The sequence below is a fragment of the Paenibacillus sp. FSL H3-0310 genome, from assembly GCF_038002785.1.
Taxonomy (GTDB): domain Bacteria; phylum Bacillota; class Bacilli; order Paenibacillales; family Paenibacillaceae; genus Paenibacillus_AQ; species Paenibacillus_AQ odorifer.
In genome coordinates this window covers 1,648,037-1,663,057 of the sequence record NZ_JBBODC010000001.1, presented here as the reverse complement: position 1 = coordinate 1,663,057, position 15,021 = coordinate 1,648,037, and the positions used below count along the sequence as shown (strand labels likewise).

Annotated in this window: 13 protein-coding genes; 4 read left to right on the top strand and 9 right to left on the bottom strand. The window is 45.1% G+C overall.

Annotated elements, in window-relative coordinates:
• Positions 1–174: 174 nt before the first annotated feature.
• The gene (locus MHH63_RS07455) at positions 175–1,077 is read right to left on the bottom strand and encodes an ArsR/SmtB family transcription factor (RefSeq protein WP_076278176.1); all 903 of its coding nucleotides are present in this window, start codon (positions 1,075–1,077) and stop codon (positions 175–177) included.
• Positions 1,078–2,546: 1,469 nt separating this feature from the next.
• On the opposite strand from MHH63_RS07455, the gene MHH63_RS07450 reads away from it, so the two are divergent.
• Complete coding sequence (locus tag MHH63_RS07450; protein WP_076308376.1) at positions 2,547–2,840, top strand: GNAT family N-acetyltransferase; 294 nt, start codon at positions 2,547–2,549, stop codon at positions 2,838–2,840.
• Between the two features lie 81 nt (positions 2,841–2,921).
• On the top strand, positions 2,922–3,767 hold the full coding sequence (locus MHH63_RS07445; RefSeq protein ID WP_076127613.1) for a GNAT family N-acetyltransferase: 846 nt from the start codon (positions 2,922–2,924) through the stop codon (positions 3,765–3,767).
• A gap of 94 nt (positions 3,768–3,861) precedes the next feature.
• On the opposite strand, the gene MHH63_RS07440 is transcribed toward MHH63_RS07445, so the two are convergent.
• The 4 genes from MHH63_RS07440 to MHH63_RS07425 form a co-directional block, all read right to left on the bottom strand.
• Positions 3,862–4,629 carry a hypothetical protein gene (locus tag MHH63_RS07440; protein ID WP_076308378.1) on the bottom strand — a complete coding sequence of 256 codons (768 nt, stop codon included), beginning with the start codon at positions 4,627–4,629 and terminating at the stop codon, positions 3,862–3,864.
• A gap of 1 nt (position 4,630) precedes the next feature.
• Complete coding sequence (locus tag MHH63_RS07435; RefSeq protein ID WP_076134641.1) at positions 4,631–5,083, bottom strand: flavodoxin; 453 nt, start codon at positions 5,081–5,083, stop codon at positions 4,631–4,633.
• Positions 5,084–5,254: 171 nt separating this feature from the next.
• A complete protein-coding gene (locus MHH63_RS07430; RefSeq protein WP_248548511.1) occupies positions 5,255–5,620 on the bottom strand; it encodes a VOC family protein in 366 nt (121 codons plus the stop codon).
• A gap of 85 nt (positions 5,621–5,705) precedes the next feature.
• Positions 5,706–6,536 (bottom strand): AraC family transcriptional regulator, encoded by an 831-nt coding sequence (locus tag MHH63_RS07425; protein ID WP_076304048.1) that lies wholly within the window; start codon positions 6,534–6,536, stop codon positions 5,706–5,708.
• 231 nt (positions 6,537–6,767) lie between these two features.
• Between MHH63_RS07425 and MHH63_RS07420 the strand changes: the two genes are divergently transcribed.
• Both MHH63_RS07420 and MHH63_RS07415 read left to right on the top strand, forming a co-directional pair.
• Entirely contained in the window at positions 6,768–7,631 is an 864-nt protein-coding gene (locus tag MHH63_RS07420) for a class I SAM-dependent methyltransferase (protein ID WP_036685718.1), read from the top strand.
• Positions 7,632–7,634: 3 nt separating this feature from the next.
• Positions 7,635–8,381, top strand: a complete 747-nt coding sequence (locus MHH63_RS07415) for an RluA family pseudouridine synthase (protein ID WP_076219226.1) — start codon at positions 7,635–7,637, stop codon at positions 8,379–8,381.
• An 815-nt stretch (positions 8,382–9,196) separates the two neighbouring features.
• Here the strand turns inward: MHH63_RS07415 and MHH63_RS07410 are convergent.
• The 4 genes from MHH63_RS07410 to parE form a co-directional block, all read right to left on the bottom strand.
• Positions 9,197–9,742: a hypothetical protein gene (locus tag MHH63_RS07410; RefSeq protein ID WP_305954006.1), complete on the bottom strand. Its 546-nt coding sequence runs from the start codon at positions 9,740–9,742 to the stop codon at positions 9,197–9,199.
• On the bottom strand, positions 9,739–10,170 hold the full coding sequence (locus MHH63_RS07405; protein ID WP_076127601.1) for a MarR family winged helix-turn-helix transcriptional regulator: 432 nt from the start codon (positions 10,168–10,170) through the stop codon (positions 9,739–9,741). The genes MHH63_RS07410 and MHH63_RS07405 overlap by 4 nt, the downstream gene beginning before the upstream one ends.
• A 191-nt stretch (positions 10,171–10,361) precedes the next feature.
• The gene (gyrA, locus tag MHH63_RS07400) at positions 10,362–12,803 is read right to left on the bottom strand and encodes a DNA gyrase subunit A (RefSeq protein ID WP_341171352.1); all 2,442 of its coding nucleotides are present in this window, start codon (positions 12,801–12,803) and stop codon (positions 10,362–10,364) included.
• A gap of 178 nt (positions 12,804–12,981) precedes the next feature.
• Positions 12,982–14,964, bottom strand: a complete 1,983-nt coding sequence (parE, locus tag MHH63_RS07395) for a DNA topoisomerase IV subunit B (RefSeq protein ID WP_076127597.1) — start codon at positions 14,962–14,964, stop codon at positions 12,982–12,984.
• Between the last annotated feature and the right edge of the window lie 57 nt (positions 14,965–15,021).

The window sequence follows — 15,021 nt, the reverse complement described above, 5'->3', positions numbered from 1 at the left end:
TGAATAACATCTGATGTTCATTATAGAAAGGTTTTCTAGTTCTGTAAAGAGAGAACTTCAAAAAAATTCTCCATAAACAGAATTAGGCGATAATTAAAATAAATAAAAAAAGCCAAAACTCTCTCTGCATAAGAGAAGTCCTGGCTTTCAGGCGGTTATATTTTTTAAAAATCATTATTTCAAATACTCGAATAGCTGCTCATTCATCCGATGAATGCCTTCAAGACGCAGACTGTATCCGGTGACATTCTCCCCTTCAATATAGGCATGAAGTAAACCTGCACAACGAAGATTAAAAATATGATCATGCACAATCCCCTTCGAGATCCCCGCATGCTTAACAATTTCGGTAAACGTCTTACGGCCACCACTAAGGGCTTGGAGGATTTTTAGCCGGCTTTTTTCACTCAGACTACGGATCGCTCTGTACATAAAAGGGGAGATTTCCTCATTCTCCATCGATATCCACGCCGCATAATGGCAGATCGTTAATTCACCGTAGCAATAGATAATATTAGCAGGCTGAAAATGATACTGTGGAATCAGTACGAGCTTCTTAAGCCCATCCGTAGGCATGAAGTAAAATCCGTTGGTCGTCTTGTTCACGAAATCCGCAGTGTCCAGTCCATTAAGCTCCATGTTCTTGGAATCCGCATGCTGCTGTAGTTTGCTCAAAATCGCAGGATTGCATTGGCTAAAGTACTGGCGGTTCCACTCGGAGAGTAAAAATACTACGCGGTTACGGTAATCCTCCATATGGCTTGGAAATACCTTTACATACTTTGATAAGGTCTCATATAACTCGCCAACCGATAACCCTTCAATCCAGTTCAACACACTGTCTACATCATCTTTAAATGGACAACAGTAAATGAGCAGATTCAACATTTTCCACTCATTGTTTAGTTCGGTTTCTTTCAGACGGGATAACAGCTCTTCACTGAGCGTGCTTTCAATTTCATTAGCCCACGCTACCCCTAAATCAATCTTCTTATAGGATTTTTTGCAGAGATAAGTATGTAAGCTATTCAACAATTCATAAATCGATCCAAATTCAACCTCAACCTTGTATTCCACAATGATTCCTCCTGCTAGCGGTTCTTTTCAGTAGTGAGATATTCTCTTAATCTTATTGTATTATCCTGAGAATACGCAAGCTACTCTATAAACGGGAGTGCATAAAAATTCATTAGCTGCTGTTTCAGCATCAAATTTTCTGTATTGCACGGTGGTTTAGCTGTCATTTCCGCGAGCGTGGACGCTATCGGACACAACTGAGCTTGTGCTAATGGCGTCTGCCGTAGGCTTCAGCGGTAGATCAGGACTCTGCGCTATCGGACTCAGTTGACCTTGTGCTAATAGCGTCTGCTCGATCCTTAAGCTCCAGCGCGAGATCAAGACTCTGCACTATCGGACTCAGTTGACCTTGTGCTAATAGCGTCTGCTGGGTCCGTAATCTCCAACGGGAGATCAAGACTCTGCTCTATCGGACTCAGTGGACCTTGTGCTAATAGCGTCTGCTGGGTCCGTAATCTCCAGCGGGAGATCAAAACTCTGCACTATCGGACACAGTTGACCTTATTCGCAGTATTATCCCCTTTTTTGTGTGCTATCGGACTCCATAGGCGCTATTGACACTATAAATGCCTATTTCGTGCCTATTCCAAAGGAATAGCTGCACTGGGGTCCGAAACTTTACTCAAAAGGCTAAATATGTGCAAATAGCGTCTGCTGGGTCCCTAAGCATCAGTGGGGAATTAGGATTCTGGACCGTAAGCATCAGCGGGGGATTAGGACTCTGGTCCGTAAGCTTCTGCGGCGGATTAGGATCCTACGCTATCGGACACAGTTGACCTTATTCGCAGTATTATCCCATTTTCAGCATGTTATCGGACTCCATAGGCGCTATGGGCATTAAAAATGCCTATTTCGCGCCTATTCCAAAGGAATAGCTGCACTGGGGTCCGAAACTTTGCTCAAATGACTAAAAATGTGCAAATAGCGTCAATTGGGTCCGTTAGATTCCGCAGAGATTAGGACAAGCGAGAGTTAAGGGTTCGGGGTTCCATGGATCCAGCGTTCTGAGGTTCCGAGGTTCCAAGGGTTCGGGGGTTCCATGGTTCCGGGGTTCCGGGGTTCCGAGGTTCCAAGGGTTCGGGGGTTCCATGGTTCCAGCGTTCTGAGGTTCCGGGGTTCGGGATTCCAGCGTTCCTAGCGTTCCCAGCATTCCCAGCATTCCAGCGTTCCCAGCGTTCCCAGCGTTCCCAGCATTCCCAGTGTTCCCAGTGTTCCCAGCGTTCCCAGCATTCCCAGCGTTCCCAGTTTTCAGCTTACCAAAACAAATACTCGAGGTTAGTTAACTCTCACTTGCTCATATTCTGCTATAGCCATGTTGCCCACATGAACAAAAATGCAGTGCAGCGATCCTCGGGTAACAAGGAAAACAACATTCAGCCCGAAGAACAATCAATCTGGTTCGCTCCTCGCTTTTTGCAATTCATGGTAGTAAAATATAGGCAATAACTAATTAGGAGTGAAGCCATAAGATGCAAATTCAAAATGAAAACGGACGTTTTTTTGTTGCTAATGACGGTAAGGACCTTGCCGAAATCACATACAGTTTGGATAAAGGAACCGGGGAATTGGTCATTGACCACACTCGTGTCTCCGAAGAACTGCGCGGGCAAGGTACTGGACAAGAGCTTGTACGTGCTGTTGTGGACAAGGCTCGGAATGAGAATTTAAAAATTGTACCCGTATGCTCCTATGCTGCGCATCAATTCGAGAAGCACCCGGAGTACAAAGACGTGCTGAGCGGGAATACTGGCGGGAGAGCTTAAACCTGCTCCCGTTTCCGCGAAGCTTTTTTAGTAACTATGCGAACTTATAATAGTTCAAATACACTTTAGGGGGAAACGGGTTTGACGACTGCCGACACTTTTAAGAATATTGAGGAATTACAACAACGCTGTGAGCAATATGAAGGAATTTCATTAAAACTGAATTGGGATATGCTCCGCCAGCCATCAAGCGCAGGTGATACGGAATGGCTCGTGACTTATGAGGACGAATTACTGGTCGGTTTCTTGGGACTCTATGGTTTTGGAAGCGATATGGAGGTCTGTGGCATGGTTCGGCCAGGCTACCGTCGACGCGGAATCTTCACCTCTCTGTGGAACCGAGCACAAACCATAATCAAGCGCAATAAAGTCTCTACTCTTCTTCTAAATGCACCCGCCGCTTCTTCATCTGGAACTGCTTTCCTGCAAACCTTGCCTCTGCAGTTCAATCACGCTGAATATCAAATGAAATGGGATGGCAATTCCATGGTGTCATCTGATGTCAGCTCAGCAACAGGGACTGTCGTCTTACGGCCAGCTCGTGAAGAAGAGGCACACATTCTGGTCGAACTGGATTGTGGAGGTTTTGATATGAAGACAGAAGATGCTGCAGAGCAGTATGAGTTGCACAAACAGGAAGGTATGCAAGAGAATATTATGATCGAGATGGACGGCAGGCCTGTTGGGAAGATGCGAGTGTGGACTGAAGATAATGAATCCTGGATCTATGGATTTACAGTCGACAAAAAGCTACGTGGGCTTGGCATTGGCCGCAGCGCCCTTCTTCAGACCATCGAACGAGAGCGCAAAAATTATAATGGTGTAAATCTGGAGGTCGCACTGGATAATCCCAATGCACTTAAGCTGTATGAGAGCTGCGGCTTTGTCATTCAGAATAAACAGGATTATTACCGATATATCGGCTAATCCCCAGACCTACTCTTGAGATTTTAATAAAGCAGTCACAATAAGACCTCCTTACTTGCTGGTGTTCTAACCTGCAGATAAGGAGGTCTATTTATTATAGTAAATAATCCGCTTCGCCTCTCTCATTTCTACGATCGCTGCAGCTTAAGGAACCGTCAGCTAACACTTCACGCTCAAGAAATACGGATAACAGACGCACATAATCCAGTGACTCCATAATCGAGATTGCCTCTCCATCAAAGCAGTATTTACGTCCATCCAGCAGCGAGAAAACTTCCACGGTCTCCGCTGGCTCACCATAAGCATGATGGCAAAAAACATTGGCCATATGCATAAATCCAGTGATGATATCCTCATTGCCATTAACCATAAATTTCTGAATGTTCACGCTTCGGCAACTTTTTGAAGAGTTCCAAGCCAGCTGCGTAATCATCGATAACTCCAAATTCAGCGCTGGAACTGGAACATGCCACTGTTCATATAACATCACTGGAATCTCCTGTAGATGATTGCTTGAAACGATACGCATAAGCTCATCAGCTACACTCGTTTTGATATCCCAATATTGCAAAAGGGAGGGAAAAGCATCTCCCCTAGGAGGCCACCGGCGTTCTAACAGAAATTGTATAGGTGTCTCTCTTCGCACTTCCGGCAACAGACTATAGAAGTCATTAAGTGTATGCCCCACAGCATATTGAACCTGCTGACGCCAGCGTGGGAGCCCCGTCGCTGGAGCTCCGCTAGCTAAATTCTCAGTCCCGCCCAGCATAATATGCTCCATGCGATAATCGTGCAGCCGTTTATACGGAGGGGTATGTACATCCCTTGGTTTGTTAAACCAACTTCCCACTGGCCCACCCATCTTAGGTTACCGCCATACAGGCTTCGATGAATTGACGTCCGAATTGACGGCAGGCTTCTTTTTCGGCAGCATTAGGGCCATACTCAATCTTTAGGCTATCTTGCAAAATGACTGCTCCACGCTCCTTTAGCTTCTCCTCGATAACATCCACTGCCCCACAATAAATGGCGTAGCCTGTATCTCCACTACCAAAAACTGCTGACTTCATAGCAGTCAAATCAAGTTCATCCATCTCCTCATAGAAATCAAGAGCTTCATCCGGCAACTCTCCGTCTCCCCAAGTATATGCCCCTAGCAGAACGCCTTCATATGATTTTATCTCAATCGCATTACATTCAGTGACCGACTTCAAAACAGCCTCACCGCCTGCTTGGCGTATTCCTTCTACAATCAATTCAGCCATTTCCTCAGTGTTCCCAGTTAAACTAGCATATGCCACAAGCACTTTAGCCATAAACTCCTGTTCCTCCCCTACTAACACCTTAAATTTAAATCATATACGCTTCACCTCATTCTATTTGATAATGATTATCATTGTCAATAAATAAAGTTAAAAAAACGCAAACTCCCCGTTATTACACACGGTTGAGGTTTGCGCTCCGTCTCATTTTTCTTAAAAAGAAGCTTAATAAGCACCTTCCAGCAAGGTTATGTGATTCCCATCAGGATCACGAAAATTCATTTCTTTACCGCCATATTCCATCGTAACAGGTGGCTGACAATCCAGTCCCTTAGCTTTCAACTGCTTGTATGTCTCATCCAGATTATCACAGCCGAATACTAAATTAACAAAACCTGTCGTAAGATTTTCCCACTTTGCAGCATCCCAAATAATAATTCCCGGCTGTTTCTTGCCAAAGCCAAGCTTTGCCCCGTCGAAATTACCGTAACCTTCGAAAGGCATAGGAATTCCTAGTACCTCCGTATAAAATTTAGCTGACACCGCAGTATCTTTAGTGTAAATGTTAGTCCCTTCAAAAGACGAAATCATAACTTGTCCCCTCTCATTCTCATAATATGTCTCATTTCTTACTTGGGTTTAGTCTAACAAGGTTGACACGCTTTGTATTGCAAAATTACGACATTCTTCGGTCTGCATAGACCAAGGCTTCAAGTGGGGTTCTTCCTGCATATTTTTTGAAATTATTGATAAAATGGGACTGGTGACTGTAACCATACGCGAAAATAAGATCCTGCATATTCTTCGTCTGCCCAGGTAAATGACACATCTCCCGCCATACATTCTGAAACCGCACGAGATCTGCTGTTTTTTTGGGCGATACACCTATATATTCTTGAAAAAGCCGTTCAAGTTGTCGTCTGCTTAAATTAGAACTGGTCTCCAAATCCTCTGCGGTCACAATCCCTTTTTGTTTAACCATAGTATAGACTGCGTTCATCATCCGATCGTTAGTCCGCCCTCTACGCTCAAGACGACGAAGCAGATAGGCTTCAGCGGCTGCAATCCTTTCGTCCATCGAGTTTACTTTCTCCAATAGATGACCAAGCTCTTTTTTAAAAGTGCCAAAATATTGTTCTACATCGACATGTGCGTTCAAGACATTCCGCAGATGATCATCTGCAAAAAAATGAACCGCCCAGAAATGAAATCGGATACCAAAGGTTGAACTCCCCCCTGGCTTTCTGTCTGAGGAGACTTCAAATGGAGTGTCATTGATGCCGGAGAAAAAAGTGTTTGTATTGCCTGATTCTCTATCCAAATCCCAAATAATATCCATACAGGTGTCCGGAATTATTGTCTCCGTCTCAGGTTGTTGTATAGACTCCACATCTACAGAACCCCAAAAACAGCGAATAAACGGCTGCAAGGCATGGCTGGGCAGAAACTCACTAGTGTGGTTGGGTTTTGCAGTTATAGGGAAATACAGCGGTGAGAGATTGAACATAGCTTTAGTTCTCCGATCGTAAATAGGGTAAGAACTCTACTATCTGATCATACACAATCAAGTCATGAAGCACCAGTTGAATAGCCGCATAAGCATGGGAATATTATACACCTCATTAGCATTGGACAAAATAATTGGTGAAGCTGGCTGAGGCGTAATTTGTTTGTAGCAATCAGGTGAAATGTTGTACAATAAAGGCTAAATGAATTTTTTTGAAGGATGGATTAAATCATGTATATAGCGAGCGATTGGAAAGACTATGAAGTAATTGATACAGGCGGTGGAGAGAAGCTCGAACGCTGGGGCGATATTATCTTGCGTCGTCCTGATCCACAGATTATTTGGCCTCTAAATAATGAGACCGCTAAATGGCGTGATGTGCACGGACATTATCACCGTTCCTCCGCTGGTGGCGGACAATGGGAAATGAAAAAAACCATTCCAGACGATTGGAAGATTAGCTATGGTAAATTAAAATTCCACTTACGTCCTACAAACTTCAAGCATACAGGACTATTCCCGGAACAAGCAGCCAACTGGAGCTGGATGATGGACAAGATTGCAGCGGCTAACCGTCCAATCTCAGTGCTGAATCTTTTTGCTTACACAGGTGGAGCTACTGTGGCAGCGGCGAGTGCCGGTGCGTCTGTCGTTCACGTGGATGCAGCCAAAGGTATGGTGCAGTGGGCGAAAGAAAACGTTCAGCTGTCTGGTCTTGGAGAACGTCCAGTGCGTTTTATCACGGATGATGTATTCAAGTTCGTACAACGTGAACAACGCCGCGGCAGCAAATATGACGCGATTATTATGGACCCTCCTTCTTACGGAAGAGGACCTGGTGGAGAAATGTGGAAGCTTGAATCAAGCTTGTACCCTTTCCTTGAGAGCTGTATGGAAATTATGAGCGACAACCCATTGTTCATGCTCATTAATTCCTACACCACTGGAATTTCTCCAACTGTACTGCGCAACATGTTGTCCATGACCATGGGCAAACGTTATGGCGGAAAACTTACCTCCGGCGAAATTGGTCTTCCGATCACCTCCTCCGGCATGAACCTGCCATGTGGTATCCTGGGTCGCTGGGAGGCGTAAGCCATGACACAGCATAGTTCCGGCAACAATGAGGCTGTAAGCGGCGGATCGCAACGATTTGAAGTCTTGTACGAAGACAACCATCTTCTGGGGATTGTAAAACCCGTGAATATTCCTGTTCAGGAGGATGCAACAGGAGATCCTGACCTGCTGAACCTGCTGAAAGAAGATGTGAAGGAACGTTTCAACAAACCCGGCAACGTCTATATAGGTCTGGTCCACCGTTTGGATCGACCGGTTGGGGGAGCAATGATTTTTGCCAAGACTTCCAAAGCGGCTTCAAGACTATCCGAGAGTGTTCGTACTCACGGCTTTCATAAGGTGTATTTAACAGTCGTGCATGGTAAACCGCCAGCCACTCGTGGCCGTCTTACAGATACGCTGCTTAAAGACGCAAAGAGTAACACCGTCACCGTGGTTCGAAAAGGAACTCCCGGCGGCAAGGAAGCAATTCTGGATTACACAGTGCTTGACAGTGCAGAAGGATACAGCCTGCTTAAGATTGATTTACTTACAGGGCGTTCCCACCAAATTCGGGTGCAGCTGAGTTCGATCGGCTGTCCATTATACGGTGATCAGAAGTACGGGGCTTCAGTGAACAGACCGGGGCAACAAATTGCGTTATGGTCAGCACTTGTAGGATTCCCTCACCCTGTTACTAAAGAAGAAGTGGAACTCATCTCTCTGCCCCCACAAACCCATCCTTGGGATCTGTGGCCGCGTGAAACACTACAAGAAGGGCTGTCCTGAAGCAGCCCTTTTTAGGCAATGAAACAAACCCTGTTATTTAAAACAAGGCAGTGATTCTCCGGTTAGTGGAGAATCACTGCCTTGTTTTTGGTTCTGCGTCTGCTACTTGAACAGAATATGGGAAGAGGATCCACGTTGGAGTGTTCTTCCTAGCTCCGCAGGATATGCTTAATCCGATTTTTCCAGCCGGGCATTGAATATCCCTTTGAGATTAAAAATCCCTTCGAGATTAAACATCATTTTGAGAGATTAAACATCCTTTCCACCTTCCAGCCTGAACTTAGCTAACGGTCAACCGGCTCTGTTTAGCGGTGAATCAGCAGTGGTTCAGCAGTGGAGCAGCAGTGGATCCTAGATGGAATCTGAAATGAAAGTAAGATAACTGCACTCTATACACTTATTCCGAATAAAAAAACAGTAGGTCGGATTTTAAGTGTACTCTTTACAACTAAAAATCAGGGAAACTGTAAAAAGAGAAGTAAATCAAGAAAATAGTTGTATAAAATACAGTTATATCTCAATGCTCGAGTAATTTACAAATAATAGCTGTACAAAATACAACTAAATACATTTAGATACCTCTACATGTTTCTCTTACTTCTAGATGCCACTAAATACCTATATATACTTTCAAACGCTTCTAAATGTTTCTATATACTTCTATATACTTCTATATACTTCTATATATATCTATATATTTCTATATATTTCTACATTCATCTAATTCTTCTAAACGCCTCTATCTTCTTCAACATTTTCCGCATTGCTTCCATCGGCTCTTTATACATATATTCTAAATGGGTGTAGATCCAAATCTAATACCCTATCATATTTATTAAAGGCTTATCATCCCAAATTTGAACCTCAATATATCGTTCAGGTCCCTTGTCACCATTGGCATTCCATTCCTGTGGCATACCGAATTTATCGATTACATCTATAATCTCGTCCCATGTATAAACTTGATTGCGATAAGGTTTGCCATCTTTATATCTCATAGTAGGAAACAAATCCCCGTAAGTGAAACTGATCGAAGCAGGATCAAACTGCTCAATAGTAATTTGCAGGCTTTTACCTCTAGGATACCAGTCTAATAACCACGGACATTCTCCCAGCGTCATATAATGCGGACAGGCTCTAGAAGGCTTACCACCTTTTATTATAAATAATTCCCTGGCCTTTGCTTCAAGACCCCGGCGAATATCTAGATAATCTGCTGAACGCTTACTCGCAAAACCTTTATTACGCTGACGTAGATCATTCAGAACCTGTTCCGCTTCTTGGGATGGCAGATCAGACAGATTTTGAAATGGACCTGTAGATTCATCATAGTAGTGATACAGCCAAGCTATTTGCTTCAAGGTGTAGAACCCTCCGGTGTAGTTGTAACAACCATTTTGCCCATTAAGTAGAGCAGTAACTGTTGGTTATGAGAGGAGATCGGATCAAGCGCTTCCGCAAAAAAATCACTGCGGATCTTTAGACCCCGTGCAGTTTCTTCCATTCCAGTCTCCGTTATACTCACCCATACAATCCGCCGGTCCGAAGCATCTCTTTCCCGCACAATAAGCTCATGCTTCTCCATCCGATCAAGTAACATCGTAACCGCTGCAGGACTGGTCGCCAAATGTGGAGCCAGATCAGAAGGCTTCATGGCGTCGCGTTCCTGAAGCAGTTCAAGTACAGTAAGTTGGGCATCCGTCAGCGTTGGAGCAAGATTACTGTCCATATGTAATTTATAATCTTTTAAAATCTTATGCCAAATTTTACTGAATTCAGAAGCATGCACACTTATTCCTTCCTTTCCTCGCGGTTCTATCCGGTATATCTACATTTTCGCGAAACAACTTCCATTTCCTGCAAACGAAGAAAAATAAATCTGCCGGACCTTCAGTATAAAAAAATAAAAAACGACGCTTAGTCAACCCTCCAAAAGAGCGGACTAAACGCCGTTATAAAATCACTTGTTAATCGCTAGTTTTAATGAACTGATGGGAAAAGATTTATGATCTCATCCTTTTTCTCCACAGCTACAATCTGTTTGCCTGTAGAACGACGCTCGCCCAGCGGCGCTGATTCAGAGGAGAACGTATGGTGGGCATTCTCACGGGTAACGGCATTCAGTTCTAATGGCTCCTTGCAATAGAAAGCCCCTGCTAACCTGCTGCCATTTGGACGTATTCGTTTGCCTTCCTTGAATTCGAAGGTTGGCATTCCTTTGCCACCACGGCTTTGTGATGGATAATCCACAAGTAATGAACGTTTCGCATAACCAATATCAGAAATAGCAAGGATTTCGCCTTCATCTTCGCTGACCCAGAAGCAGGAAATCACCTCGTCGCCCTCGCGCAGCTGAATTCCTCTTACACCGGATGCAACGCGACCCATAGGGTTAACCTCATTCTCATGGAATCGGATACTCATTCCCTCACGGGTGACCAGCACAATGTCCTTGTCATTCGTACTAGAAGCCACTGTAATGATCTCATCACCCTCGGCTACCTTACAGGCCGCTACAGCTCCAGAACGGCTTGTAGAGTATTCCTTGAGCTCTGTACGCTTCACCTGACCCCGACGGGTGACAAACACAAGGCTCTGCTGCGGATCATCTAGATTATTCACCGGAATCACACTAACGATTCCATCTCCTTTAGACAATCCAATAACATTCACAATCGCTGTACCAGGGTCTTTCCATTTAAACTCCGGGATCTGGTGCACAGGAAGCAAGAAGTATTGCCCTTTGCGGGTAAATACCAGCAGACTGTCACGGGTATTTACATCCAGCAGCCTGACGATATGATCGCCTTCTTTGACGCCTGAGGTATGACGCTCCCCACCAGAACGGGTGAAGGAAAGCATACTAGTCCGCTTAATATAACCATCTGCTGAAAGAGCAACGAGCACATCCTCCGCGTTGACCAGCGCTTCAAGGCTAACCTTGAGCTCCTCGACTTCGCCTTGGATCAGAGAACGGCGATCAATGCCGTATTTGTCGCGAATCTCCAGCAGTTCCTTACGAATTACAGCAACTAGCTTTTTGTCGCTATCCAAAATACCGCGCAGATGTGTAATCTTTGCCATCATTTCATCTAATTCTTTCTGGAGTGAAGTGATCTCCAGATTGGTCAGACGATACAATTGCAAAGTAAGGATCGAATCGGCTTGGCGTTCACTGAAGCCGAACATCCATACGAGATTGTTCTGAGCATCCTGACGATTTTTCGAAGCTTTGATCGCAGCGATAACCTCATCCAGGATGTTCAGTGCTTTAACTAAGCCCTCTAAGACATGAGCACGGTCTTCAGCGCGTTCCAGATCGAACTGGGTGCGATGAGTCACAACTTCACGCTGATGCGCGATATAAGCTTCCAGGATGGCTTTTAGACCAAGCTGCTGAGGTGCTTTGTTAACAATAGCAACCATATTGAAGTTATAGGTGATTTGAAGATCGGTTTTTTTGAGCAGATACGCCAACACGCCTTGAGCATCAGCCTCTTTTTTGAGTTCGACTACAATCCGCAGTCCCTCACGACCGCTCTCATCACGAACCTCGGCAATGCCATCGATCTTTTTCTCCAGCCGAATATTCTCCATGGAAGTAACCAACCGTGATTTTACAATCTGGAATGGAACTTCCGTGATCACGATTTGCTGCTTGCCGCCCCGCATATTCTCAATCTCTGTTTTGGAGCGCAGGTAAATACGGCCTTTACCTGTGCGGTAAGCATCCATGATGCCGTCTCCGCCCATGATTGTGCCGCCTGTAGGGAAATCCGGACCTTTCATGAAGGTCATAATTTCTTCCAGCTCAATATTTGGTTTCTGCATCACTGCGATACAAGCGTCAATTACTTCACGCAGATTATGTGGCGGAATTTCAGTGGCAAAACCAGCAGAAATCCCACTCGTGCCATTTACGAGCAGATTCGGATACCGGGAAGGAACCACAACAGGTTCTTTGGCGGTATTGTCAAAGTTATCTTTAAACAAGACCGTCCGCTTCTCGATATCACGCATCATCTCCATTGCAATGGGAGACAGCCGTGCTTCTGTATAACGCATTGCCGCTGCTGGGTCATCGTCCATAGAGCCCCAGTTACCGTGACCGTCAACTAGCACATGCCCCATCTTCCAAGGCTGTGCCATACGTACCATACCATCGTAAATAGAGGAGTCACCATGTGGATGGTAATTACCCATTACATCTCCGACAGTTTTGGCTGACTTGCGGTATGGCTTGTCAGGGGTGTTGCCGGAGTCGTACATCGCATAAAGAATCCGGCGCTGCACGGGTTTAAGTCCATCACGGACATCGGGGATTGCCCGGTCCTGAATAATATATTTGGAATACCGACCAAAGCGGTCACCGACGACCTCTTCCAGAAATGCCGGCAAAAATTGTTCTGATAAACTACTCACTTTGCTCACCTTCTGTTCCTCAAACTGCCCGTTTTAAAATAGTGTGGTGATTCTCAGGTACTTCAGAGCTTTTTGGAATTCCGGGCATTATCGCTCCTACAGTTCCAAAATCTCCCTAGGTCCCATAAATCACCAAGCTCTTAGAAAATCGGGATTATCGTCACTTGCAGCACTGACATTACTCTACAATTTCGGTGAAATCGACATTTTCAACAATCCAGCGTTTACGTGGATCGACTTTGTCACCCATAAGTGTTGAAACACGGCGCTCCGCCTTAGCGGCATCCTCAATCTGTACCTGAAGCAGCGTACGCGACTCTGGATTCATCGTTGTCTCCCACAGCTGATCGGGGTTCATCTCGCCCAATCCTTTATAACGCTGAAGCTCGAAGTTTTTGCCGAATTCCTTTAAGTAATTTTGCAGCTCTTCATCACTCCATGCATACCTTACGGTCTCCAGCTTTCCCGTTTTGCGGGTCAACTTATAAAGTGGAGGCTGAGCGATAAAGACCTTACCTGCATCTAATAAAGGCTTCATATAACGATAGAAAAATGTCAGCAGCAGCACCTGAATATGCGCTCCATCGGTATCGGCATCGGTCATAATGATAATTTTAGAATAATTGCTGTCTTCGACGGTGAAATCCGGACCAATTCCAGCACCTATTGTAGAAATAATTGCTTTATACTCGTCGTTCTTCAGGATGTCCAGCAGCTTAGCTTTCTCCGGATTCATCGGTTTACCTTTTAGCGGCAATATCGCTTGAATCTTAGAGTCACGGCCTTGCTTAGCTGAACCACCGGCGGAATCACCTTCCACGATAAACAGCTCCGTACGTGTAACGTCCTTTGATTGTGCAGGAGACAGCTTACCGCCAAGATTCGAGCTTTCGCTGCGTTTCTTGCCTGTGCGGATCTCATCGCGGGCTTTACGTGCCGCTTCCCGCGCTTTCGACGCTTGAATCGATTTCTTCAGCAGGCTCTGCGCAACTTGTGGATTTTCTTCCAAGAAACGCGCCATATTTTCAGAAACGATATAATCTACTGCACTACGGGCGGAAGCACTGCCAAGCTGATCCTTCGTCTGTCCAACAAATTCAACCTCGGACATTTTTACACTGATGACAGCCATCATGCCTTCCCGCAGATCATTACCTTCCAGGTTTTTATCTTTTTCTTTAAGCAATTGCGTGCGGCGGGCATATTCATTTAATACACGAGTGTACGCAGTTTTAAAGCCGGTCTCATGTGTGCCTCCGCTGCGAGTTGGAATGGAGTTTACGAAGGAAGCCAAGGTTTCTGTGTAGCCTCCGTTGTATTGCAGAGCTACTTCTACCTCGATATCATCCTTTTCTGCACTGAAATGAATAACATCATGGAGAACATCCTTACCTTCGTTGAGGAACTGCACAAATTGACTGGCTCCACCTTCATAAAAGAACTCATCCTGACGGTTGCTCCGCTCATCTTGCAGTGTAATACGCAGACCGGAATTCAGAAAAGCAATCTCCTGAACCCGCTCTGCCAGCGTGTCATAATTCAGAGCAATTCCATTTGGGAAGACACGAATATCTGGCTTGAAAGTAATTTTCGAACCCGTTTTATTGGTGTTACCCAGAACTTCAAGACCAGTTACAGGTTCGCCAACATGCTCCTTGCCCTTCTTGTCCACCCAGTACTCAAACCGCTGCCGATGGATTTTGCCCTCACGATAAATCTCTACTTCGAGCCATTCAGACAAAGCGTTTGTGACAGAAGCCCCTACGCCATGCAAACCGCCTGATTTTTTATAACCCGATCCACCGAACTTACCGCCCGCATGCAAAATTGTAAATACAACTTGCGGGGTAGGTACCCCTGTCTTATGCATTCCAGTTGGGATCCCCCGTCCATTATCGCTAACGGTTACCGAGCCATCCTTGCGAAGCAGTATGTCAATCTTTGTACAATACTTGGCTAAATGCTCATCTACGGCATTATCTACGATTTCCCATACTAAATGATGTAGTCCTGAAGAACTCGTACTGCCGATATACATGCCAGGTCGTTTGCGTACTGCAACCAGACCTTCGAGCACTTGAATGTCGTCAGCATCGTATCCAGTACGGCCATTCTCGCCGTTATTAGAAACTTCAGCAAACATATCGATCTGTTCGAGCATTCATGCTCCTCCTTCTTTTCTCTATACTAAGAAGAAACGGCTTGGCCGTCCTTTATG